Below are 22,669 nucleotides of genomic sequence, written 5' to 3' on the forward strand. Positions count from 1 at the left end.
GGGAGCCGCCGGTGGGGTGCCGCGCCCGTCGGCACCGGTGACTCGCCGCGTTCGCCGATCGGCCCCTGCCGGGGGGTCAGGTCGGTAGGAGGTGGCTCCCGTGTAGTGCGCCCGCAGCCCGGACAAGCGCTTTCCCGAGCAAAGCATAGACAGTGACGGATGTAAATCGGTGTGCCGGGTGCCGCCCCGACGGGACTGCACCGGCAGGCGGGCCACCTGTCGACGGACGAGTCGACAGGTGGCCCGCCTGGTGCGGACGGGACCGGCTCAGCAGGCGGTGCCCTTGAGCTGCACCGAGGCCGGCGCGGCGGCCGTACCGTTGGCGGTGAAGCCCACGGTGATCGACGCGCCCGCCGCCAGCGACGGCGCGTAGCTCGGCCCGGCGGCGGTCACCGTCGTGCCGGACTGGGTGACCGTGGCGTTCCAGCCGTTGACCAGGGTGACCCCGGCCGGCCAGGTCCAGGTCACCGACCACGGGTTCACCGCCGACGAACTGGTGTTCTTGACGGTCAGCTCACCCTGGAAGCCACCCTGCCAGGCGTTGACCTGCTTGTAGGTGGCGGTGCAGCCACCGGCCGCCGGAGGCGTGGTGGTGGGCGGCGGGGGCGTCGTGGTGGGCGGCGGCGCGGTGGTGGTCGGCGGCACCGGGGTGGTGGTCGGCGGCTTCGGCGTCGGGGTGCCCGTCGGATCGGCCCCACCAGCCACCGGCGGGATCAGGTACGGCTGGAGGATCGCCTGCTTGGCGGTGTTGATGTTGGTCCAGTCGTCCAGCGCGATGCCACCCGTGTCACCCGAGTTGGGGTTCCACGACCAGTAGGTGAAGGACATCCCGTTGACGCCGGTGCCGGTGTAGGCCATCAGCTTCTCCAGCCACACCTTGTCCCGGGGGTCGGCCAGGGTGCTGCCGAACTCGCCCATCATGATCGGGGCGATGTTCTGCTTGTAGAGGTAACCCCAGTAGCGGTCCCAGACCGCCGGCAGGTTCGCCGGAAAGTCGGCCGCCTTGAACCACTCCTGCTCGTAGACGCTGGTGGCGTACTCGTGCGGCGAGTAGACCAGCCGGTTCGCCACGTTCAGCCGGACCGGGAACTGCCCGGCCTTGGACAGGTTGCCGCCCCACCAGCCGCAGTCCTCGTCGTTGCTGGTGTCGTTGTCCCAGACGTTCGACAGGCCGCCGCTGGGGCAGCTCACCCCCTCCACGAAGATCAGCCAGTTCGGCTGCACCCCGAGGATGGCGTTACCGGCCCGCTCGGCGGCCAGCCGCCAGTCCCGGGTGGTGTCGCCGCAGCCCCAGCAGGCGCCGGTCGCGGCCGGGTTGGTGCCCTCGGCGTGCGGCTCGTTGTGCAGGTCCGCGCCGATCACCGTGGTGTTGCCGGCGTACCGCTGGGCCAGCATCTTCCAGTCGTTGAGCCAGGTCGCCTCGGAGACCGTCGAGGTGTACCAGAGCGGCGACTGACCGGCCGACGTCGGCCGGTGCCGGTCCAGGATGACCCGCATGCCCTTGCTGCCCGCGTAGTCGATCACCTTGTCGAGGATCTGCAACGGGGAGAGCCCGACCAGGTCCGGGTTGACGAAGTCGTTGATCCCGGTGGCGGTCGCGCCAGGCTTCACCGAGTCGTTCGAGTACGGGATGCGCAGCGTGTTGTAGCCCAGGCTGGCCATCTTGTCGAGCTGCCCGCGCCACGGGTTGTTCGACCACAGGCCGTGGAACGTGCGGTTGTCGGTCTCCATGCCGAACCAGTTGATGCCGGTCAGCCGGACCGTCGCGCCGGTGCTGTCGACGATCTTGTTGCCGCTGGTGTGCAGGTAGCCGGTGCCGGTGCCGCCGACGGCGGCGGCGGCCGGGGTGGTGCTGACGGCGGCGGCGACGAATACGCCTGCCGCAGCGGTGGCGAGGGCGGTGAGCGCGGCGCCGAGAGTGCGGGGTCGGTACATGCGGGCTCCACTTCGGATGCCCGGCGTCGCGACGGCGACGCGGGGCGGAAAACCGGGGGAAACGCCGGCCGCCGCCGTCCGTCCCGCAACTTTCGGGATACGCGGACAGTGCGCGACGTGCCGGGTCACGTGGACGCGGCCACTCGCTGCGGTGCACCGGCGACTCCCGACGACGGTGTCCGTCGTCGGTGCCCTCGCGCCGGTGGGATCGACCTGGCTCTGCCGCTCATTCTGATCAGCCCGTCTCGATGCGTCAACCGCCGGTGCCGGCGGCCCGTCCGGGCAGGTCGCTCCCGGTCGACCGGGGTACCGCCGCAGACACGCGCGAGCCCCCGGTCCCACGCGGAGACCGGGGGCTCGCGGAGCGCTCTGCTCAGCCTGCCCGTGCGTCGGGCCGGGGTCAGCCGGCCTGTTCGGCGAGCTGGAGGAACTGCCGCTTGGAGGCGAGCGCCTGCTCGGCCTCCCTGACCCGGCGGGCGTCCCCGGCGGCCTGGGCGCGGGCGAGCCGCTCCTCGGCCTCGGCGACCTGCGCCCGCATCTGGGCCAGCAGCGGGTTGTCCTCCTTGGTGGTCCGCCGCCAGGCCGAGTCCATCACCTCGCGGACCTTGTCGTCGACGGCACGCAGCCGCCGTTCCAGGCCGGCGGCGGCCTCCCGGGGCACCCGGCCCGCCTCGTGCCACTGGGCCTGGATCTCGCGCAGCTTCGCCTGGGCGCCCTTCGGGTCGCCGTCGACGTCCAGCGCCTCGGCCTCGACCAGCAGCGCCTGCTTGCGCTCCAGGTTGGCCCGCTGCTCGTTGTCCCGGGCCGAGAAGACCTCACTGCGCCGGCTGAAGAAGGCGTCCTGGGCGGCGCGGAACCGTTCCCAGAGTTTCTGCTCCGACTCCTTGGAGGCGCGTGGGGCGGCCTTCCACTGGTTCATCAGCTCCTTGAGCTGGTTGGCGGTGGCCGCCCAGTCGGTGGAGTCGGAGAGCTTCTCGGCCTCGGCGACCAGCTCCTCCTTGACCGTGTGCGCCTGCTTGCGCTGCTGGTCGAGGGAGGCGAAGTGGGCGCCCCGACGCCTGGTGAAGCCGTCCCGGGCGGCGGCGAACCGCTTCCACAGCTCGCCGTCGGTCTTCTTGTCGACCCCCCGGATGGTCTTCCACTCGTCGAGGATCTCCTTGAGTCGGTCGCCGGCGGTCTTCCAGCCGGTCGACTCGGCGGCCAGCTTCTCGGCCTCCTCGACCAGGGCGGTCTTGCGGGCGAGCGCCTCACCCCGGGCGGCCTCCCGGGCGGCGCGGGCCTCACCGGCCTTCTCCTCGGCGAGCACGGCGAGCTTGTCCAAGCGCGCGGCGAGGGCGTCGATGTCCCCCACGACGTGGGCCTCGGCCAGCGAGGCGCGGATCCGCCGGACGGTGCTCAGCGAACCCCCCGCGTCGGCGGCGCCCGAGTTGAGCCGGGCCTCGGTGAGGTCCACCTCGGTGACCAGGTCGGCGAAGCGGCGGGCGAAGTGGGCCAGGCCCTCCTCGGGCGCGCCCGCCTGCCAGGAACCGACCACCCGCTCGCCCTCGCTGGTCTTCACGTACACGGTGCCGTCCGCGTCCACCCGTCCGAAGGCAGTCCAGTCGCTCATGTGCCCATCCTCGTTCTCCCGGCGTCGTCGGGAAACCCCCCGCGATCGCCGCCACGGCGCAGCCAACTTGCTCCCGGCATTGTCACAGGTCCGCCCCCGTCCGCGTCGAGCGCCTGTCTCTGACCGTGACCATACGGTGTCCTAGCACCCACACACAGGCTCCGTGGGGGGAGTGTCGCAATCCGCCGTACGGTGTACGGTAGGCCGTACACCGGAAGTTGCCGCCCGCGCTGCGGGCGGGCGAGGAGGAGCAGGATGACCCAGTCCCACACCCGGATGACGCCCCCGGCCGACCCCGGGTTCGTGCCCGACGCCGCCGATCTCGCCGAGCTGGACGAGTGGTTCCGCCGGTACGACGCCCTGGCCGAGAAGGGCGACGTGGCCGGCACCGCCGACCTGGCGATGTTCCCGCTCAACACGGTCACCGACGACGCGGCCGGCGAGGGCTCGGCCCGCCAGCTCGACCGGGCGGCCTACCTGGAGATGATGGGCGGCGTCCTCGGTGGCGGGGGCGACCTGCGGATGGAGAGCCGCCGCACGCCCTACTTCCTCACCCGCAGCCTGGCCGTGGTGCTCACCGAGGCCGAGTTCACCCTCGACGGCCAACGTCAGCGGGTGCGCTACGCCGACCTGCTGGTCCGCACCGGCGGCCAGTGGCGGTTCCAGACCATGGTCCAGGGCGGCTGGGGCGGCCAGACCGGCTGACGGTCCCGCCGCCCGGTCCACCTGCCCGCTGGGCCGATGGAGCCGGTCCGTCGGTTGCCGACGTTCCGGGCGGCCGGCGCACAGCCACGAGCCGGGGCAGGGCGGCGGGGCGGGCGAAGCGGGCGGTGCCCGGCCGCTACCGTTGCCTGGTGCCACTGGTCGCCGCCGCCGTCTGCCCGCACCCGCCGCTGATCGTGCCCGAGCTGGCCGGGGCCGCCGCGCCCGAGCTGGCGGAGCTGCGTGCCGCCTGCGCCGCCGCCGTCACCGCCCTCTACGCGACCGGGGCGGACACCATCGTGCTGGTCGGTGCCGGCGAGCGCACCGCCGAACTGGCGCTACCCTGCCGGGGCAGCTTCGCCCCCTGGGGCCTGCCCCGCACGGTCGACCTCGGAACACCCCACCCCGACCCCGCTGTCGACGCCGGCCCGTCCCCGGTCCGGGCCGCCCCGCCCCGGTCCGACCCCGGGCCTCCGCCGGCCGTGCCTCTGCGGGGCGGCGGCAGTGGGTCGCTGCCGGCCGTACTCCCGCCGGATGGCGTGGAGCCGGTGTCACTGCCGGCCGACGACGCGGGGCTGCCGTTGAGTCTGCTGGTCGGGGCCTGGCTGGTCGACCGGACCGCCCCGCCGGCACCGACCGCCTGGCGGATGGTGAGCGTCGCGTCGGACGAGCCGGCCGACCGGTGCGCCGCCCTCGGGGCCCGGCTGCGGGTGGACGGGCCGTGGGCCCTGCTGGTGCTCGGCGACGGGTCGGCCTGCCACGGCCCGAAAGCGCCAGGCTACGACGACCCGCGCGCCGGGGCGTACGACAGGGGGGTTGCCCGTGCCCTGGCCGACGCGGACGCGGACGCGTTGCTCGGCCTGGACCCGGAACTGTCGACGCAACTGGGGGTCGCCGGCCGGCCGGCCTGGCAGGTGCTGGCCGGGGCGGTCCGCGCGGCCGGCGGCGGCTGGCACGGCGAACTGCGCCACCACGGCGTCCCCTACGGCGTCGGCTACCTGGTGGCCTCCTGGACGCGGACGGACCCGACCGGCCCGGACGGGACACCGGCGGGTGACGCCGGGACGGCGTCGGCGGGCGGGACGGCACGGTGAACGGCACGGTCGTCGCCGTGGTCGGCCCGACCGCGGCGGGCAAGTCGGCGCTGAGCATCGCCCTGGCGCACGCCCTCGGCGGTGAGGTGGTCAACGCCGACTCGATGCAGCTCTACCGGGGCATGGACATCGGCACCGCCAAGCTCACCCCCGCCGAACGCGACGGGGTGCCGCACCACCTGCTGGACATCTGGCCGGTCACCGAGCCGGCCAGCGTCGCCGAGTACCAGCGGCTGGCCCGCGCGGCGGTCGACGACATCCTGGCCCGGGGACGGGCGCCGCTGCTCGTCGGCGGCTCCGGCCTGTATGTGCGGGCGGTGCTCGAACAGTTCGAGTTCCCCGGCACCGACCCGGCGGTACGCGGACGGCTGGAGGCGGAACTGGCGCAGCTCGGCCCGGCCCCGCTGTACGCCCGGCTCGCCGGGGCGGACCCGGTGGCGGCGGCCGGCATCCTGCCCGGCAACGGCCGACGCATCGTCCGGGCGCTGGAGGTGATCGAGCTGACCGGGGCGTCGTTCACCGCCTCGCTGCCCGACCCGACGCCGTACTACCCGGCGGTGCAGCTCGGCGTCGACCTGGACACCGCGCTGCTCGACGAGCGGATCGCGGCGCGGGTCGACCGGATGTGGGCCGACGGGCTGGTCGCCGAGGTCCGCACGCTGCTCGAACAGGGCCTGGCCGACGGCCGGACGGCCAGCCGGGCCCTCGGCTACCAGCAGGTGTTGCGGTTCCTCGCCGGGGAGACAGACGAGGCGCAGGCGCGGGACGAGACGATCCGGGCCACCCGTCGGTTCGTCCGGCGGCAACGCTCCTGGTTCCGTCGTGACCAGCGTGTCCACTGGCTGGACCCGACCGCGCCGACGTTTGTCGAGACTGCCCTGCGGGTGGTCGCCGGGCATCGGCCATGATGGGGGCGTGGAGTTCACCAAGGGTCACGGCACCGGCAACGACTTCGTCATCCTGCCCGACCCGGACGGCATCCTCGACCTGACCCCCGGCCTGGTCGCCGCGCTCTGCGACAGGCGGCGCGGCCTCGGCGGCGACGGCGTGCTGCGGGTGGTCCGGGCGGCGGAACACCCCGACGGGGTCGCCCTCGCCGGTGCGGCCGAGTGGTTCATGGACTACTGGAACGCCGACGGCTCGTTCGCCGAGATGTGCGGCAACGGGGCCCGGGTGTTCGTCCGCTACCTGCTGGCCTCCGGGCTGGCCGCCCCGGCTGGCGGAACCCTGCCGGTGGCGACCCGCGCCGGCCTGGTGCGGGCCCGGGTCGACGGCGACACCATCGCCGTCGAGATGCGCCGCCCCCGCCTGTACGACGCCTCCCGCGCCGTCCTCGGCGGGCTGACCCTGCCCGGCACGGCGGTGGACGTCGGCAACCCGCACCTGGTCTGCGCCCTGCCGGCCGGCACCGACCTGGCCGACCTGGACCTGACCCGCGCCCCCGAGTTCGACCCCCGGGTCTTCCCGCACGGGGTGAACGTCGAGTTCACCGCCCCCGCCGACCCGGTCGACAACACCGACGGCCACGTCCTGATGCGGGTCTACGAGCGCGGCTCGGCCGAGACCCTGTCCTGCGGCACCGGCGCCTGCGCGGTCGCCGCCGTGGCGCTGCGCGACGCCGCCCGGGACACCGGCGTCGTGGCGGTGGACGTCCCCGGTGGCCGGCTCACGGTCACGGTGACCGCCGACTCCTGCTGGCTCGCCGGCCCCGCCGTCCTGGTCGCCACCGGCACCCTCACCCTCCCCTGATCCCCCCCCCGCCCCCGCGCCGCCCCGCCCCCGCCTCGCCTCGCCTCGCCTCGGTGATCAAGAGGTTCGGGTCAGAACTGGCCCGGCGGCTGACGCGAACCTCTTGATCGCCAGCGCGGGTCGGGGATGGCGCGCGGTGATCAAGAGGTTTGCGTCACCGGGTGCCGGTCGGGGTGACGCAAACCTCTTGATCACCGGGGCGAGCCGGCACCGGGGCGGGGCGGGCGGGGCGAGCCGGGGAGAGGGGAGGGCCCGGGGGCCATTAGGGGGTGGCGCTGGCGGTGGCGGCGATCTCGGGGAGGTCGGCGGGGCCCGGGTCGGCGGCCGGCGGCGGGGTGACGGCCGGGTTCTGGGCGGCGGCCCGGACGGCGGCGGCGACCGCCGGGGCGACCCGGGAGTCGAAGACGCTCGGCACGATGACCGTCGGGTTGATCTTGTCCTCGCCGACCACGTCGGCGATGGCGCGGGCCGCCGCGATCGCCATCTCCTCGGTGAACTCCTCGGCGTGCGCGTCGAGCATGCCCCGGAACACCCCCGGGAAGGCGAGCACGTTGTTGATCTGGTTCGGCTGGTCCGAGCGGCCGGTGGCGACGATCGCGGCGTGCTTGCGGGCCTCCCGGGGGTCGACCTCCGGGTCGGGGTTGGCCAGCGCGAAGACGATCGCGTCCTTGGCCATGGTGGCGATGTCGTCGCCGGTGAGCAGGTTGGGGGCGCTCACCCCGATGAAGACGTCCGCGCCCCGGACCGCGCCGGCCAGGTCGCCGGAGTAGTTCTCCCGGTTGGTGTTCTCGGCCAGCCACTGCCAGGCCGGGTTGAGGTCGGGCAGGTCGCGGTGCAGGGCACCCTGCCGGTCGTACGCGATGATGTCGCCGACGCCCTGGCGCAGCAGCAGCTTCATGATCGCGGTGCCGGCCGCGCCGGCCCCGGAGACGACAACCCGGACGTCGGCGAGCTGCTTGCCCACCACGCGCAGCGCGTTGGTGAGTGCGGCCAGCACGCAGATCGCGGTGCCGTGCTGGTCGTCGTGGAAGACCGGGATGTCGAGGGCCTCGCGCAGCCGGGCCTCGATCTCGAAGCAGCGCGGCGCGGCGATGTCCTCCAGGTTGATCCCGCCGTACGCGGGGGCGATCGCCTTGACGATCGTCACGATCTCGTCGGTGTCCTGGGTGTCGAGGACCACCGGCCAGGCGTCCACCCCGCCGAAGCGCTTGAACAGCGCCGCCTTGCCCTCCATCACCGGCAGCGACGCCGCGGGGCCGAGGTTGCCCAGGCCGAGCACGGCCGAGCCGTCGCTGACCACGGCGACCGTGTTGCGCTTGATGGTGAGCCGGCGGGCGTCGGCCGGGTTGTCGGCGATCGCCTGGCACACCCGGGCCACCCCCGGGGTGTACGCCCGGGACAGCTCGTCACGGGTCCGCAGCCCGACCTTCGAGTGCACCTCGATCTTGCCGCCGAGGTGCAGCAGGAACGTCCGGTCGGAGACCTTGCGCACGTCCACCCCGTCGAGCGCGGTGAGCGCCTCGACGACCTGGTCGGCGTGGCCGGCGTCGGCGGTGTCACAGGTGAGGTCGACGATCACGTGGGTCGGATCGGAGTCGACCACGTCCAGCGCGGTGACGATTGCACCGGCCTCACCTACCGACGTGGTCAGCCGGCCGATCGAGGAGGCGTCCGCGGGGACCGCGATCCGGATCGTGATCGAGAATCCGGCACTCGGCAGTCGGGTGATGGCCACGGAAATACCTCCGTCGTCGCTGGCGGCTCGTCAGCATTTCTACTCGCCCACCGGGCCGCGGCGGCAGCCGCCCCCGTGTTCGGCGACCTGCACCACGGGCATATAGCAGTCGCGCTCGGCGTTGACCCATGTCAGGATTACTCGGTACATGCACAGAACGGACAGGAGTCGCAGCTTGCGAGACCAGGAGACCCACACCCCCTTCTCGGACGACGACCTCGACGCCACGACCGGCGAGTACGAGCTGTCGGAGCGGCAGGCGTTGCGGCGGGTCCCCGGCCTCTCCACCGAGCTGACCGACATCACCGAGGTCGAGTACCGCCAGCTCCGGCTGGAGCGGGTCGTCCTCGTCGGCGTGTGGACCGAGGGCACCCAGAGTGACGCCGACAATTCGCTGACCGAGCTGGCCGCCCTGGCCGAGACCGCCGGTTCACAGGTGCTCGAAGGGCTGATCCAGCGCCGCAGCCGTCCCGACCCGGCCACCTACGTCGGCCGGGGCAAGGTCGACGACCTGGCCGGCGTGGTGCTCTCCACCGGTGCCGACACGGTGATCTGCGACGGTGAGCTGTCCCCGTCGCAGCTGCGGAACCTGGAACAGCGCACCAAGGTCAAGGTCGTCGACCGCACCGCGCTGATCCTCGACATCTTCGCCCAGCACGCCAAGAGCAAGGAGGGCAAGGCGCAGGTCGAGCTGGCCCAGCTCGAATACCTGCTGCCCCGGCTGCGTGGTTGGGGCGAGACGCTCTCCCGGCAGACCGGTGGCTCCGGGCGGGGTGGCGGCGCCGGCGGCGGCGTGGGCCTGCGCGGCCCCGGTGAGACCAAGCTGGAGACCGACAGGCGGCGCATCCGGCACCGCATCGCCCGGCTGCGCCGGGAGATCAAGGCCATGCGTACGGTACGCCAGACCAAGCGCGCCCGCCGCTCCCGCAACGCGGTGCCCGCCGTGGCCATCGCCGGTTACACCAACGCCGGCAAGTCGAGCCTGCTCAACCGGCTCACCGGCGCGGGCGTGCTGGTGGAGAACGCGCTCTTCGCCACGCTGGACCCGACCACCCGCCGGGCCACCACCTCGGACGGGCGGCTCTACACGCTCTCCGACACGGTGGGCTTCGTCAGGCACCTGCCGCACCAGATCGTCGAGGCGTTCCGCTCGACGCTGGAGGAGGTCGCCGAGGCCGACCTGGTGGTGCACGTGGTCGACGGCACCCACCCCGACCCGGAGGAGCAGGTCCGGGCGGTCCGTGAGGTGCTCTCCGAGGTCGGTGCCGACCGGCTGCCCGAACTGCTGGTGGTGAACAAGACCGACGCCACCGACGAGGAGACCCTGCTGCGGCTCAAGCGGCTCTGGCCGGACGCGGTCCTGGTGTCCGCGCACAGCGGGCGCGGCATCGACGCGCTGCGCCAGGAGATCGAGCAGCGGCTGCCCCGCCCGGCGGTCGAGGTCCGCGCGGTGCTGCCGTACGACCGGGGTGACCTGGTGGCCCGGCTGCACCGGCAGGGTGAGGTGCTCAGCACCTCCCACCTGCCCGAGGGCACGCTCCTGCACGTCCGGGTGGGGGAGGCGCTGGCCGCCGAGCTGACGCCGTTCGTGGCGGCGGGTGACCCGGCGGTGGCCGGCAGTCGGTGAGCGCTCCGGTGTGACCTGAGGTTCATCGCGGCATGCGACACTGACGCCATGCGCCGCGCTGTCTCCTCGGTCACGGTTGCCCTCGCCCTGTTCGGCGCGGCCGTGGCACCCGCTGCTGCCGCCGGGGCGGCACCGGTCTCCGCCGTCCCCGTCGGGGTGGCCCCGCCCGTCACCGGCGCGGGGCCGCTGTCCGTCGGGGCGGGTCCGCTCGCGGCAGCGGGCAAGAAGAAGTGCACGATCACCGACGAGCGGCTGCGCGAGGTGTCCGGTCTGGTCGCCACGAAGACCGGCTACATCGTGATCAACGACGGCACCCTCCAGGAGAGCCGCAAGCGGGTCTTCTTCCTCGACACCAAGTGCAAGATCGCCAAGGAGCCGGTGAAGTACTCCGGTGACGGGCCCTTCGACACCGAGGACCTGGCCCTCTCGCCCGACGGCAAGACCCTCTGGATCGCCGACACCGGCGACAACGTCACCAGCAAGGAACGGCGTACCCGGGTCGCCGTCTGGACGATGCCGGTCACCGGCTCCAAGCAGCCGGTGCTGCACCGGCTGTCGTACCCGGAACGTAAGCCGCACGACGCCGAGGCGCTGCTGATCGGCGCGGACGGCCTGCCCCTGGTGATCACCAAGGTGCCCAGCGGCAAGGCGGAGATCTTCACCCCGGAGGCCAAGCTCGACCCCGACGGCAACGCCGAGCCGGTGCCGATGAAGAAGGTCGGCGAGATCACCCTGCCCAAGACCACCACCGACAATCCGCTGAACATCATCGGCCGGGTGGCGATCACCGGGGCGGCCCGCTCGCCCGACGGCAGCCGGGTGGTGTTGCGCACCTACGCCGACGCCTTCGAGTACGACGTCAGTGGCGACGACATCGTGGCCGCGCTGACCACCGGCAAGCCCAGGGTCACCCCGCTGGCCGACCCGTTCGGCGAGGCCATCTCGTACACCCCCGACGGCACCGGGTTCGTCACCGTCTCCGACGGTGGGGAACTCGCCCCGGAGGACCCGATCGACATCCTCGGCTACACGCCGTCGACCAAGGGCGCCGAGACGATCGAGGGTGCGGCGGGGGCCAAGCCGGCGGCCGGGAAGTCCTGGTACGACGACCTCAGCCTGGACCAGATCACCTATCTGATCGGTGCGGTCGGCGTGATCGGCGCGCTCCTGGTAGGGGCCGGCATCGTCGGTATCGTCAGGTCCCGGCGGCGGGCGGCGACGGCCGGCGACGACCCGGACGACCAGGACGACGAGGTGTTCACCTCCGGCGCGGTCCCCCGGGCCGAGGGGCTGTCGGCAGGTGACGGTCCGCACGCTGCCGAGCCGGTCGCGGACCGGCCGCGCGGCGGCGGTGTCTACGGTGCTCCGGCGGCGGCCGGCGGCGCGCCCGCCCGCCCGGCCGGCGGCGCGGTCTACGGCGGTGGCCGGCCCCCGGCCGGGGCCGGCGCGGTTCCCGCCGGCCGTCCGGGCGGCGGTCCACCGCCCTCCGGCGGCCGTCCGGCGGGGGGTGGTGTGTACGGCGGCGGTCGTCCTGCCGGCGGTGGGGTCTACGGTGCCGCCCCGGCGGGCGGTCCGGCGGGCAACGGTGCGGGTCCGCGCGGCGGCGCGCCGCACGGTGCACCGGCCGGCGGCGCGCCGCGGGGAGGTCCGCCTGCGGCGGACCCGCGCGGCGGTGCTCCCGCCGGTGGTCGCGGGAGTGCGCCGGCCGGTGGCCGTGGTGTTCCTCCGGGGGCCCGTGGCGGTGGCCCGGCGGCCGGGCGCGGCACGCCGCCGGGTGCCCGGGGTGGCACGCCGCCGGACGGGCGCGGTGCCGCCCCAGCCGGCGGCCGTGGTGGCATCCCGGCCGGTGGTCGTGGCGGTCCGCCCCCGGGTGGGCGCGGTGGCGCTCCGGCCGGTGGGCGTGGTGCGGAGCCGGCCCGTGGCGGGGGCGCCCCGGCCGGTGGGCGGGGTGGCGCGCCTGCGGGCGGCCGTGGCGGTGGTGGCGGTGTCTACGGCGGTGGGCGGGCCGAACCGCCGCGCCGGGAGGCCGGCCCCCGCGAACCGCGCTCCGGCCCGCGCCGCGACGGCCACGACGACCGGCGCGGCGGCCAGTACGGCCCGCCGCCCGGCCGCAGCGGCGAACGCTACTGACGTCGCGGCGGCGAACCTTCCGTCGGCACCTGCCCGGCCGCCCTCCCCGGGGAAGGACGGCCGGCCAGGCTGAGGGTCAGACCCGGCAGAGCACGGGTCAGATCCGGCGGAGCACGGCGACGACCCGACCCATGATCGTGGCGTCGTCACCCGGGATCGGATCGAAGGCCGGGTTCTGCGGCATCAGCCAGACGTGGCCGTCGCGCCGCCGGTAGGTCTTGACGGTCGCCTCGCCGTCGAGCATGGCGGCCACGATGTCACCGGCCTCGGCGGTCGGCTGCTGCCGGACGACCACCCAGTCGCCGTCGCAGATCGCCGCGTCGAGCATCGAGTCGCCCTTGACCTGGAGCATGAAGACCTCGCCCTCACCCACCAGCTCGCGGGGGAGCGGGAAGACGTCCTCCACCGCCTGCTCGGCGAGGATCGGCCCACCGGCGGCGATCCGGCCCAGCATCGGCACGTATGCCGGGGTGGGGCGCTGGGCGCGGCTCAGCTCGTCGTCGGCGTCACCGCCGGGGGCGCGCACGTCCACCGCGCGGGGCCGGTTGGGGTCGCGCCGCAGGAAGCCCTTCTTCTCCAGCTCCTTGAGCTGGTAGGCGACGCTCGACGGGGAGACCAGGCCGACGGCCTCACCGATCTCGCGGACGCTCGGCGGGTAGCCGTGCCGTTCCACCCAACTGCGGATGAACTCCAGGATGCGGCGCTGCCGGGCGGTCAGGTCGACGGCCGTCGGGTCCGGGAAGCCGCTGACCACCGGCGTGACCGGGCGGACGGCCGGCTGGCCGGTACGGCTGCGGGCGGCGCGGGGACGCCGACTGGCCGGGGGACCCGCCTCGGCGATCGGCTGCGGGTTCTTCTGCCGGCTGGCCCGGTCCTCGGTCACGTCCGTCCTCCCTGGTCGGCGCTGGGTGCCTTGGCGGCTCGTGGTGCGTGCGGGGGTGTCGCGGTGCCGGACCGACGTGGTGCGCCGTGCCCGGTCGTTCATGACCGTATAGGTGAGATCGGTCATTTTCAAACATCTGTACGACGCAACTCGGCGTGTCGGGTGGAAATCCTGGCCTTTCGTACGCCTGTTCTGGTAGATGGTACGTCCCCGTCGGCCCGGGGTCCGGCGGGTCGCCGCTCGGGGCCCTGTCCTCCGTCGGGGGTCCTGTCCTCCGTCCGGGGGGCCTGTCCGGACGGCCGGTAACCTCCCGTGCGCCAGGTCGGTTGCACTCAGCGTGCCCCCGCGGGGCGACGGGTCGCTGCCGGGGGCCGGCGGTGACGCGCCGAACACGCAGGCAACTTGACCCGACCCTATTGGCGGCCTACGGTCGACCCCTAGATGTAGTAGTCACATGGGCGTAAGTTGCCCACAGGTTGGGTTCGACTACCCACCGCACTCCCGTATCGTCGACCACGGCGACGGCCGGCGAGGCCGGCTCCGCCGGGTCGACGCGTGCCCGGAGGTGGGCGGGCGGGCCCCGGTCGATCAAGGAGGTCAGGCGATGCGGTGCCCGTACTGCCGGCATGCCGACTCCCGGGTGGTCGACTCGCGTGAGGCCGACGACGGTCAGCTGATCAGGCGTCGGCGCTCCTGCCCGGAGTGCGGCAAGCGGTTCACCACGGTCGAGGAGGCCGTGCTCGCGGTGGTCAAGCGCAGCGGCGTGACCGAGCCGTTCAGCCGGACCAAGATCATCGGTGGGGTGCGCAAGGCGTGCCAGGGGCGGCCGGTCGACGAGGACTCCATCGCCCTGCTGGCCCAGAAGGTCGAGGAGACCGTCCGGGCCAAGGGTGCGGCCGAACTGCCGAGCCACGACGTGGGGCTGGCGATCCTGGGCCCGTTGCGCGACCTGGACGAGGTGGCCTACCTGCGCTTCGCCAGCGTCTACCGCTCGTTCGACTCGCTCGCCGACTTCGAACGGGAGATCGAGACGCTGCGGGCCGCCGCGCAGGCCCGCGCCGACGCGGCCGGTGCCGCCGACCGTACCGACTGAGTCTTTTCCGACAGCAACGACGTGGATTCTGACAGTGACGACGCGTGGCGGGTGGCCGCGCAGACGAGGGGGCCGATGAGATGGCGGGGGACGGCGTGACAACAAGCCGGTCGCGGGCGGCGAAGAACGGCGCGGTGACGGGGCTCAAGGTGCGGCGGGTCTGGACGACCGAGGGCGTGCACCCGTACGACGAGGTGGCGTGGGAGCGCCGCGACGTCGTCATGACCAACTGGCGGGACGGCTCGATCAACTTCGAGCAGCGCGGCGTGGAGTTCCCGGAGTCATGGAGCGTCAACGCGGCGAACATCGTCACCACCAAGTACTTCCGCGGCGCGGTGGGCACCCCGGAGCGGGAGTGGTCGCTGCGGCAGCTCATCGACCGGGTGGTCCAGACCTACCGGGCCGCCGGTGAGCAGCACGGCTACTTCGCCAACCCGGCCGACGCGGAGGTCTTCGCGCACGAGCTGACCTGGATGCTGCTGCACCAGGTGTTCAGCTTCAACTCGCCGGTCTGGTTCAACGTCGGCACCCCGTCGCCGGCCCAGGTGAGCGCGTGCTTCATCCTCGCCGTCGACGACTCGATGGACTCCATCCTGGACTGGTACAAGGAGGAGGGGCTGATCTTCAAGGGCGGCTCCGGCTCCGGGGTCAACCTGTCCCGTATCCGGTCCTCCCGTGAGCTGCTCTCCTCCGGCGGCACCGCCTCCGGCCCGGTCAGCTTCATGCGTGGCGCGGACGCCAGCGCCGGGACGATCAAGTCCGGCGGTGCCACCCGGCGCGCGGCGAAGATGGTCATCCTCGACGTCGACCACCCGGACATCGAGGAGTTCGTCACCACCAAGGCGCGCGAGGAGGACAAGATCCGCGCGCTGCGGGACGCCGGCTTCGACATGGACCTCGGCGGCAACGACATCGTCAGCGTCCAGTACCAGAACGCCAACAACTCCGTCCGGGTCTCCGACGAGTTCATGGCGGCGGTGGAGAACGGCGGCGGCTTCGACCTGCGGGGCCGGCTCGACGGGCAGACCATCGAGACCATCGACGCGCAGAAGCTGTTCCGTACCATCGCCCAGGCCGCCTGGGAGTGCGCCGACCCGGGCCTGCAGTACGACGACACCATCAACGACTGGCACACCTGCCCGGAGACCGGTCGGATCACCGCGTCGAACCCGTGCTCGGAGTACCTGCACCTGGACAACTCCTCGTGCAACCTGGCCTCGCTCAACCTGATGAAGTTCCTCCGCGCCGACGGCGGCTTCGAGGTGGAGAAGTTCGTCAGGTCGGTCGAGTTCGTCATCACCGCGATGGACATCTCGATCTGCTTCGCCGACTTCCCGACCGAGAAGATCGGCGAGACCACCCGCGCCTACCGGCAGCTCGGCATCGGCTACGCCAACCTCGGCGCGCTGCTGATGGCCTCCGGCCTGCCGTACGACTCGGAGCAGGGCCGGTCGGTGGCCGCGGCGATCACCTCGCTGATGACCGGCACCGCGTACCGCCGTTCGGCGGAGCTGGCCGGCATCGTCGGCGCGTACGACGGCTACGCCCGTAACGCCGAGCCGCACAAGCGGGTGATGCGCAAGCACGCCGCCGCCAACGACGCCATCAAGCCGGCCGGCACCGTGGCCACCGCCATCCAGCGGGAGGCCACCAGGCAGTGGACCGAGGGCAACAAGGTCGGCGACCGCAACGGCTGGCGTAACTCGCAGGCCAGCGTGCTCGCCCCGACCGGCACCATCGGCCTGATGATGGACTGCGACACCACCGGGGTCGAGCCCGACCTGGCGCTGGTGAAGTTCAAGAAGCTGGTCGGCGGCGGCTCGATGCAGATCGTCAACCAGACCGTGCCGCGCGCCCTGCGCAGCCTCGGGTACCCGGAGGAGCAGGTCGAGGCGATCGTCGAGCACATCGCCGACCACGGGCACGTGGTGGACGCCCCCGGCCTCAAGCCGGAGCACTACCCGGTCTTCGACTGCGCGATGGGTGAGCGGTCGATCGCCCCGATGGGGCACGTGCGGATGATGGCGGCCGTCCAGCCGTTCATCTCCGGGGCCATCTCCAAGACGGTCAACATGCCGGAGCAGGCCACCGTCGCCGACGTCGAGAAGATCTACTTCGAGGGCTGGAAGCTCGGCCTCAAGGCGCTGGCGATCTACCGGGACAACTGCAAGGTGGGCCAGCCGCTGTCGGTGGCCAAGCCCAACAAGGGCACCGCCGAGACCGGCGCCCCGGCAGCCGAGGTCGAGAGGGCCGTGGAGAAGGTCGTCGAGTACCGCCCGGTGCGCAAGCGGCTGCCGAAGAAGCGTCCCTCGCAGACGGTCTCCTTCTCGGTCGGCGGCGCGGAGGGCTACCTCACCGCCTCGTCCTACCCGGACGACGGCCTCGGCGAGGTCTTCCTCAAGATGTCCAAGCAGGGCTCCACCCTGGCCGGTGTGATGGACGCCTTCTCGGTGGCGATCTCCATCGGCCTGCAGTACGGCGTCCCGCTGGAGACGTACGTCAGCAAGTTCACCAACATGCGCTTCGAGCCGGCCGGCATGACCGACGATCCGGACGTGCGGATGGCCGCCTCGGTGATGGACTACATCTTCCGTCGCCTGGCGCTGGACTTCCTGCCCTACGAGCGCCGTGCCGAGCTGGGCATCTTCACCGCCAAGGAGCGGGCCGCGCAGTTGCGGGCCGAGGCCGACGCGGAGGCCGCCGGCGCGGACCTGACGGCGATGGCGTCCTCCGCTCCGGTCGAGGCGACCGAGCCGAAGACCGGCCCGGTGGCCCAGCCGGCCCAGGAGTTGGCCGAGGTGGCGGCCGCCAAGCCGGCGCCCGCCGTGGGTTCCTCCACCGAGCTGCTGGAGGCCGTGATCGGCAAGGCCGCCGACGCGCCGCTCTGTTTCACCTGCGGTACGAAGATGCGCCCGGCCGGTAGCTGCTACGTCTGCGAGGGCTGCGGCTCCACAAGCGGTTGCAGCTGACGTACGCGTCGAGGGCCGGCACCCGACGGGCGCCGGCCCTCGACGCGTCCCGTCCTCATGATCGACTCCGGTGGGGCGAGGTGGCGGTATCCCTCCCACCCGGACACCGCCACCTCGCCCCCGTTGCGGGGATCACGCCGGGGACCCCGCCGGACGGGCGCGGCGGGCATGATCGGGGCATGACCACCGCCGACCGGTACGTCGAGTTCGCCACCCGGGAGGCGCACGGCGTCTCCCCGGCGTACGAACGGCTGGCCCACGCGGTCGCCCGGGACGACGACCTGCTCGCCCTGCTGGACGACCTGCCGTCGGCCAGGCGGCAGCCGCAACTGCTGCTCGGCGTGGTCCGCTGGCTCGGTGGCCCGGTCGACGACCCGGTCGCCTTCCGCACCCACACCCTGGCGCACTGGCCCGCCGTCCGGGCCGCGATGCTCACCCGGGCGGTGCAGACCAACGAGGCCGGCCGCTGCGCGGCGCTGCTGCCGGTGCTGGCCGCGTTGCCGCAGCCGTTGGCGCTGCTGGAGGTCGGCGCGTCCGCCGGCCTCTGCCTCTTTCCCGACCGGTACGCCTACCGCTACGGCGACCATCTGCTCGGGGCGGGCGAGCCGGTCCTCGACTGCACGCTGACCGGGACCGGGCCGCCGACCACCCGTCCCGAGGTGGTGTGGCGGGCCGGCCTGGACCTGAACCCGCTCGACGTCACCGACCCGGCCGACGTGGCCTGGCTCGACGCGTTGATCTGGCCGGAGCACACCCACCGCCGGGCCCGGTTGCGGGCGGCAGCCGCGGTGGCCGCCGCCGACCCGCCGGAGCTGGTCCGTGGTGACCTGGTGGACGACCTGCCGGCGTTGGCCGCGCGGGCACCGGCCGGCGCGACGCTGGTGGTCCTGCACACCTCCGTGCTCTACCAGGTGCCGCCGGCACGCCGGGCGGCCTTCGTCGCGCTGGCCCGCGCCCTGCCCGGCCACTGGGTGTCCGCCGAGGCGGCCGACGTGCTGGCGCACCCCGCGCTGCCGGCCCCGCCCGACGGGGCGCTGCACAACGTGCTCGCCCTCGACGGGACGCCGCTGGCCTGGATGCGCTCGCACGGTCAGGAGACACACTGGTTCGCCCGCCCCTGACCGCGCCGGAGGCCAACCCGAGCGGGACGGATCCGCACCGCGCCCCGGGTCAGTAGACTCGCCGCGGTGAGTGGCGAACGACGTCCGCTGGCGGGCCGGCCGCTGACCGAGCCGCACCCGTCCCGGTTGCCGCCGGAGCACCCCGACCGGGCGCTGATCCTGGCCGCGCACGCCGCCGCGCTCGCCGCCGGGGAGGCCGGCTATCCCGACCCGGCCACCGGGTTGTTCGTCCTCAGCGCCGGTTTCCTGGCCCGGCGCGGCACCTGCTGCGGGCGTGGCTGCCGGCACTGCCCGTACGTCGACGACTGATCCAGATGCCCCGGCCGCGCCTGGCCGGCTGCTTGCTCGGCAGCCACTGGGGGTTGCGGCCGGCGCTGGTGGTATGCGCGCTCCGCACCTGGAGCGCCGCCCTGTTCGTGGTGCTGTCTCCACTGCGGACCCCGCGTGACCTGCCGTCGAGCTGACCCCGGTCCGGGCGGGAGGGGCGGGTCTTCCGTACGGCACGGCCAACCCGTACGGTTTCCGACGGACACCGGCGGGTTCCCCGTCGACGATCACGGAGGTGTGCCCGTGCACGGGCGGATCTGGCTGGCCGGCATGGGCGTGCTGCTGACCACGGGCTGTGGTGCGTCGGAGGTCGAGCCGGTGCCGCTGCCGGCCGGGGAACCGGCCACCGTGGAGGTGGGTGCCGCCTCGTCCGGCGGGGCGTGCCGGCTGCTCGACTTCGCGGTGATCGAGGAACACACCGAGGTCCGCTTCGACGTGGCCGCCGCCAGCGAGCGCGGTGACACCCGGACCTGCGTGGTGCGGGCCACCGACGCCACCTGGCCGGAGTTGACCCTGACGGTCACCGACACCTCGATCGACGTGCCCACCTTCACCGCCGACGTGCTGCCCACCGGGGCGAAGAAGGTGTCGAAACTGGGCCAGGCCGCCTACCGCCGGACCGGCGCGAAGACCGGCGGGCGCGGCCCGACGGCCGAGGTGGGCTGGCTCGCCACCGAGGACCGGCTGGCCACGCTCCGCTGGACCTGCCGGCCGGGTGACGACCGGGCGACCGCCGGCGAGGTGGCCGACCACCTCGTCGATCTGGCCAGGACGCTCGACACCCGGTCGCTGTGACGGCCGAGCCGCCCGTCGGGCGGTCAGTGGGCGGCGACGAAGACCCGGGAGGCGACCTCGCGGGGTAGCCGGACCCGTTCGCCGGAGCGGTCGATGAACACCCCGTCGCGTTCCTGGGCGACGGTGACCGTGGCGCCCGGGTCCACCCCGGCGGCGTGCAGTTGCCGCAGCACGTCGGCGTCGGTCTGCACGCTCTCGCAGATCCGCCGGACCACCACCTGCCCGGTCAGCCCGGGGAAGGCGAGGTTGCGTTCACCCTCGACCGGCTCGCTGGCTCCGGCCTGCGGCGGACCCAGCTCCTCCAGTCCCGGGATCGGGTTGCCGTACGGCGAGCGGGTGGGGCGGTTGAGCAGGTCGTACACCCGCTTCTCCACCGCGTCGCTCATCACGTGCTCCCACCGGCAGGCCTCCTCGTGGGCCTCCTCGTAGGGCATCCCGATCACGTTGACCAGCAGCAGCTCGGCGAGCCGGTGCTTGCGCATCACCGACACGGCGCTGCCCCGGCCCAGCTCGGTGAGCGCCAGGTGCCGGTCGCCCTCGACGGTGAGCAGCCCGTCGCGTTCCATCCGGGCCACGGTCTGGCTGACGGTCGGTCCGCTCTGCCGTAACCGCTCGGCGATCCGGGCACGCAACGGCGGCACCCCCTCCTCTTCGAGTTCGAGGATGGTGCGCAGGTACATCTCGGTCGTGTCGACCAGGTCATGCTTCACGTCAGCGGCCTCCCGGTGGTCGATGCTACCCCGGCGCACGAAGATCGACCTGCGCCGAAACGCGAGGTCGGCGCCCCGATGGTGTTGACTGGACCGCATGTCCGGTACCGATGACCCCCTGATCGAGCCGGACCGGCTCGCCGCCGAGCTGGCCCGGCCCGACGCACCGACCCTGCTGGACGTCCGCTGGCGGCTGGCCGGCCCGCCGGGCCGCGAGGACTACGTCGCCGGGCACCTGCCCGGCGCGGTCTTCGTCGACCTGAACACTGACCTGTGCGGTCCGCCCGGCGCGGCGGGCCGGCACCCGCTGCCCGACCCGGCCGCCCTCCAGGCCGCGCTGCGGGCCGCCGGCGTGCGCACCGGTCACCCCGTGGTGGTGTACGACGGCGGTGACGGCCTGGCCGCCGCCCGCGCCTGGTGGACGCTGCGCTGGGCCGGGCACCTGCCGGTCCGGGTGCTGGCCGGCGGCTGGCCGGCGTGGTGTGCCGCCGGCCTGCCGCACACCACCGAGGTGCCCACCGTCACACCCGGTGACGTGACCGTCCGGCCTGGTGCGCTGCCGGTGCTGGACGCCGACGGGGCGGCGGCCCTCGCGGCGGCCGACGACGGGGTGCTGATCGACGTGCGGGCCGCGCCCCGCTACCGGGGTGAGACCGAGCCGATCGACCCGGTCGCGGGGCACGTGCCGGGCGCGGTGAACCTGCCCGCCCCCGGGTACGTCACCGAGGGGCGCTACCCGGCGGCCGACGTGCTGCGGGACCGGTTCGCCGCGGTCGGGGTGCACGCCGACGGGCCGGTGGGGGCGTACTGCGGGTCGGGGGTGACCGCCGCGCAGGCGGTGCTGGCGTTGCACCTGGCGGGCCGGCCGGACGCCGCGCTCTACGTCGGATCGTGGAGCGGATGGGTCGCCGACGGGTCCCGGCCGGTGGCGACCGGCCCGACACCCGGCGGCTGACCTGCACGTGTGGTGGGCGGGCGGTGACCGTCGTGCGACGATGAGCCCATGTCGGACGACACGCTGGTGGTGTGGGACGAGTCCCTGCTCGACTACGACATGGGGGAGCATCCGCTGGACCCGGTCCGGGTCGAGCTGACCGTGGCCCTGGCCCGGGAGTTGGGCGTGCTGGACCGGCCCGGGGTGCGGCTGGTCGAACCCGAGCCGGCCGACGACGCGACGCTGACCCGGGTGCACCGGCCCGACTACCTGGACGCGGTCCGGGCCGCGCCCCGCGACCCGCTCTTCGCCGGGTACGGACTGGGCACCTCGGACAATCCGGTCTTCGACGGGATGCACGAGTCCAGCGCGCTGATCGCGGGGGCGAGCGTGGCCGCCGCCGAGGCGGTCTGGCGGGGCGAGGCCCGCCGTGCGGTCAACGTGGCCGGTGGGCTGCACCACGCCATGCCCGACCGGGCCGCCGGGTTCTGCGTCTACAACGACCCGGCGGTGGCCATCGCCCGCCTGCTCGACCTCGGTGCCGAGCGGGTCGCCTACGTCGACGTGGACGTGCACCACGGCGACGGCGTGCAGGAGGTCTTCTACCACGACCCCCGGGTGCTCACGGTGAGCCTGCACGAGACCCCGCTCGCGCTCTTCCCCGGCACCGGGTTCCCCGACGAGACCGGTGGGCCGGGGGCGCAGGGCAGCGCGGTGAACGTGCCGCTGCCGCCGGGCACCGACGACGCCGGATGGCAACGCGCCTTCCACGCGATCGTGCCCTCGGTGCTGCGCGCGTTCCGGCCGCAGATCCTGTTCACCCAGTGCGGCGCCGACGGGCACCGGATGGACCCGCTGGCCGACCTGCACCTGTCGGTGGACGGGCAGCGCGCCACCTACCTGGCGTTGCGGGCGCTCGCCGACGAGTTGTGCGACGGTCGCTGGGTGGCCACCGGCGGCGGCGGGTACGCCCTGGTGGAGGTGGTGCCCCGGGCCTGGACGCACCTGCTGGCGGTGGCCACCGGCGATCCGCTCGACCCGGCCACCCTCACCCCGCCCGGCTGGCGCACGTTGGCCGCCCACCGGCGGCCCGGCCGGGACGTACCGCTGCGGATGACCGACGACGTCGACCCGGAACACCGGCCGTGGCAGCCGACCGGGGAGCCGAACTCGGTGGACCGGGCCGTGGCGGCCACCCGCAAGGCGGTGTTCCCGCTGCTCGGGCTGGACCCGTACGACCCGCGCGACTGAGCCGG

19 protein-coding genes are annotated in these 22,669 nt (G+C 73.7%); 14 read left to right on the plus strand and 5 right to left on the minus strand.

From position 1 onward, the window contains the following. Positions 1 to 267: 267 nt before the first annotated feature. Together Q2K16_RS29045 and Q2K16_RS29050 are read right to left on the minus strand one after the other, a co-directional pair. Positions 268 to 1,935 (minus strand): cellulase family glycosylhydrolase, encoded by a 1,668-nt coding sequence (locus Q2K16_RS29045; protein ID WP_302741472.1) that lies wholly within the window; start codon positions 1,933 to 1,935, stop codon positions 268 to 270. Positions 1,936 to 2,335: 400 nt separating this feature from the next. Then, positions 2,336 to 3,544: a DUF349 domain-containing protein gene (locus Q2K16_RS29050; protein ID WP_302741473.1), complete on the minus strand. Its 1,209-nt coding sequence runs from the start codon at positions 3,542 to 3,544 to the stop codon at positions 2,336 to 2,338. A 255-nt stretch (positions 3,545 to 3,799) separates the two neighbouring features. Between Q2K16_RS29050 and Q2K16_RS29055 the strand changes: the two genes are divergently transcribed. The 4 genes from Q2K16_RS29055 (at position 3,800) to dapF (ending at position 7,089) form a co-directional block, all read left to right on the plus strand. Next, positions 3,800 to 4,249: a hypothetical protein gene (locus Q2K16_RS29055; RefSeq protein WP_302741474.1), complete on the plus strand. Its 450-nt coding sequence runs from the start codon at positions 3,800 to 3,802 to the stop codon at positions 4,247 to 4,249. Positions 4,250 to 4,398: 149 nt separating this feature from the next. After that, positions 4,399 to 5,340 (plus strand): hypothetical protein, encoded by a 942-nt coding sequence (locus Q2K16_RS29060; protein WP_368052519.1) that lies wholly within the window; start codon positions 4,399 to 4,401, stop codon positions 5,338 to 5,340. Continuing rightward, complete coding sequence (miaA, locus tag Q2K16_RS29065; RefSeq protein WP_302741476.1) at positions 5,337 to 6,248, plus strand: tRNA (adenosine(37)-N6)-dimethylallyltransferase MiaA; 912 nt, start codon at positions 5,337 to 5,339, stop codon at positions 6,246 to 6,248. The genes Q2K16_RS29060 and miaA overlap by 4 nt, the downstream gene beginning before the upstream one ends. A gap of 7 nt (positions 6,249 to 6,255) precedes the next feature. After that, positions 6,256 to 7,089, plus strand: coding sequence for a diaminopimelate epimerase (gene dapF, locus Q2K16_RS29070; RefSeq protein ID WP_302741477.1), 834 nt, complete (start codon positions 6,256 to 6,258; stop codon positions 7,087 to 7,089). Positions 7,090 to 7,351: 262 nt separating this feature from the next. On the opposite strand, the gene Q2K16_RS29075 is transcribed toward dapF, so the two are convergent. After that, positions 7,352 to 8,824, minus strand: a complete 1,473-nt coding sequence (locus Q2K16_RS29075) for an NAD-dependent malic enzyme (RefSeq protein ID WP_302741478.1) — start codon at positions 8,822 to 8,824, stop codon at positions 7,352 to 7,354. 175 nt (positions 8,825 to 8,999) lie between these two features. On the opposite strand from Q2K16_RS29075, the gene hflX reads away from it, so the two are divergent. Beyond that, the gene (hflX, locus tag Q2K16_RS29080) at positions 9,000 to 10,451 is read left to right on the plus strand and encodes a GTPase HflX (protein WP_489671824.1); all 1,452 of its coding nucleotides are present in this window, start codon (positions 9,000 to 9,002) and stop codon (positions 10,449 to 10,451) included. A 48-nt stretch (positions 10,452 to 10,499) separates the two neighbouring features. Next, a complete protein-coding gene (locus Q2K16_RS29085) occupies positions 10,500 to 12,581 on the plus strand; it encodes a hypothetical protein (RefSeq protein ID WP_302741482.1) in 2,082 nt (693 codons plus the stop codon). A gap of 97 nt (positions 12,582 to 12,678) precedes the next feature. Here the strand turns inward: Q2K16_RS29085 and lexA are convergent, their stop codons facing one another. Then, complete coding sequence (gene lexA, locus Q2K16_RS29090) at positions 12,679 to 13,464, minus strand: transcriptional repressor LexA (RefSeq protein WP_302741484.1); 786 nt, start codon at positions 13,462 to 13,464, stop codon at positions 12,679 to 12,681. 604 nt (positions 13,465 to 14,068) lie between these two features. Between lexA and nrdR the strand changes: the two genes are divergently transcribed. The 6 genes from nrdR to Q2K16_RS29120 all read left to right on the plus strand — a co-directional run bounded on the left by nrdR (position 14,069) and on the right by Q2K16_RS29120 (position 19,769). Beyond that, positions 14,069 to 14,557, plus strand: coding sequence for a transcriptional regulator NrdR (gene nrdR / locus Q2K16_RS29095; RefSeq protein ID WP_204923955.1), 489 nt, complete (start codon positions 14,069 to 14,071; stop codon positions 14,555 to 14,557). 80 nt (positions 14,558 to 14,637) lie between these two features. Then, positions 14,638 to 17,526 carry a vitamin B12-dependent ribonucleotide reductase gene (locus Q2K16_RS29100; RefSeq protein WP_302741485.1) on the plus strand — a complete coding sequence of 963 codons (2,889 nt, stop codon included), beginning with the start codon at positions 14,638 to 14,640 and terminating at the stop codon, positions 17,524 to 17,526. A gap of 179 nt (positions 17,527 to 17,705) precedes the next feature. Next, on the plus strand, positions 17,706 to 18,647 hold the full coding sequence (locus Q2K16_RS29105) for a DUF2332 domain-containing protein (protein WP_302741486.1): 942 nt from the start codon (positions 17,706 to 17,708) through the stop codon (positions 18,645 to 18,647). Between the two features lie 66 nt (positions 18,648 to 18,713). Beyond that, on the plus strand, positions 18,714 to 18,956 hold the full coding sequence (locus tag Q2K16_RS29110) for a DUF5522 domain-containing protein (RefSeq protein WP_302741487.1): 243 nt from the start codon (positions 18,714 to 18,716) through the stop codon (positions 18,954 to 18,956). A gap of 5 nt (positions 18,957 to 18,961) precedes the next feature. Continuing rightward, on the plus strand, positions 18,962 to 19,111 hold the full coding sequence (locus Q2K16_RS29115; RefSeq protein WP_302741488.1) for a hypothetical protein: 150 nt from the start codon (positions 18,962 to 18,964) through the stop codon (positions 19,109 to 19,111). A 106-nt stretch (positions 19,112 to 19,217) separates the two neighbouring features. Further along, the gene (locus Q2K16_RS29120; protein WP_302741490.1) at positions 19,218 to 19,769 is read left to right on the plus strand and encodes a hypothetical protein; all 552 of its coding nucleotides are present in this window, start codon (positions 19,218 to 19,220) and stop codon (positions 19,767 to 19,769) included. A gap of 23 nt (positions 19,770 to 19,792) precedes the next feature. On the opposite strand, the gene Q2K16_RS29125 is transcribed toward Q2K16_RS29120, so the two are convergent. Then, positions 19,793 to 20,479 (minus strand): iron-dependent transcriptional repressor DtxR, encoded by a 687-nt coding sequence (locus Q2K16_RS29125; RefSeq protein ID WP_088646456.1) that lies wholly within the window; start codon positions 20,477 to 20,479, stop codon positions 19,793 to 19,795. Positions 20,480 to 20,576: 97 nt separating this feature from the next. On the opposite strand from Q2K16_RS29125, the gene Q2K16_RS29130 reads away from it, so the two are divergent. Then, positions 20,577 to 21,434 carry a sulfurtransferase gene (locus Q2K16_RS29130; RefSeq protein ID WP_302741493.1) on the plus strand — a complete coding sequence of 286 codons (858 nt, stop codon included), beginning with the start codon at positions 20,577 to 20,579 and terminating at the stop codon, positions 21,432 to 21,434. A gap of 48 nt (positions 21,435 to 21,482) precedes the next feature. Beyond that, entirely contained in the window at positions 21,483 to 22,664 is a 1,182-nt protein-coding gene (locus Q2K16_RS29135; protein WP_302741494.1) for an acetoin utilization protein AcuC, read from the plus strand. The last annotated feature ends 5 nt before the right edge of the window (positions 22,665 to 22,669 follow it).

Source organism: Micromonospora cynarisoli (genome assembly GCF_030518815.1).
GTDB classification, from domain to species: domain Bacteria; phylum Actinomycetota; class Actinomycetes; order Mycobacteriales; family Micromonosporaceae; genus Micromonospora; species Micromonospora wenchangensis.

What these genes read in the sequence shown, in the direction of transcription:
- Q2K16_RS29045 (WP_302741472.1), bottom strand. Translation starts at nt 1,935, where the DNA reads ATGTACCGACCCCGCACTCTCGGCGCCGCGCTCACCGCCCTCGCCACC.
- Q2K16_RS29050 (WP_302741473.1), bottom strand. Translation starts at nt 3,544, where the DNA reads ATGAGCGACTGGACTGCCTTCGGACGGGTGGACGCGGACGGCACCGTG.
- Q2K16_RS29055 (WP_302741474.1), top strand. Translation starts at nt 3,800, where the DNA reads ATGACCCAGTCCCACACCCGGATGACGCCCCCGGCCGACCCCGGGTTC.
- Q2K16_RS29085 (WP_302741482.1), top strand. Translation starts at nt 10,500, where the DNA reads ATGCGCCGCGCTGTCTCCTCGGTCACGGTTGCCCTCGCCCTGTTCGGC.
- nrdR (WP_204923955.1), top strand. Translation starts at nt 14,069, where the DNA reads ATGCGGTGCCCGTACTGCCGGCATGCCGACTCCCGGGTGGTCGACTCG.
- Q2K16_RS29100 (WP_302741485.1), top strand. Translation starts at nt 14,638, where the DNA reads ATGGCGGGGGACGGCGTGACAACAAGCCGGTCGCGGGCGGCGAAGAAC.
- Q2K16_RS29105 (WP_302741486.1), top strand. Translation starts at nt 17,706, where the DNA reads ATGACCACCGCCGACCGGTACGTCGAGTTCGCCACCCGGGAGGCGCAC.
- Q2K16_RS29115 (WP_302741488.1), top strand. Translation starts at nt 18,962, where the DNA reads ATGCCCCGGCCGCGCCTGGCCGGCTGCTTGCTCGGCAGCCACTGGGGG.
- Q2K16_RS29130 (WP_302741493.1), top strand. Translation starts at nt 20,577, where the DNA reads ATGTCCGGTACCGATGACCCCCTGATCGAGCCGGACCGGCTCGCCGCC.
- Q2K16_RS29135 (WP_302741494.1), top strand. Translation starts at nt 21,483, where the DNA reads ATGTCGGACGACACGCTGGTGGTGTGGGACGAGTCCCTGCTCGACTAC.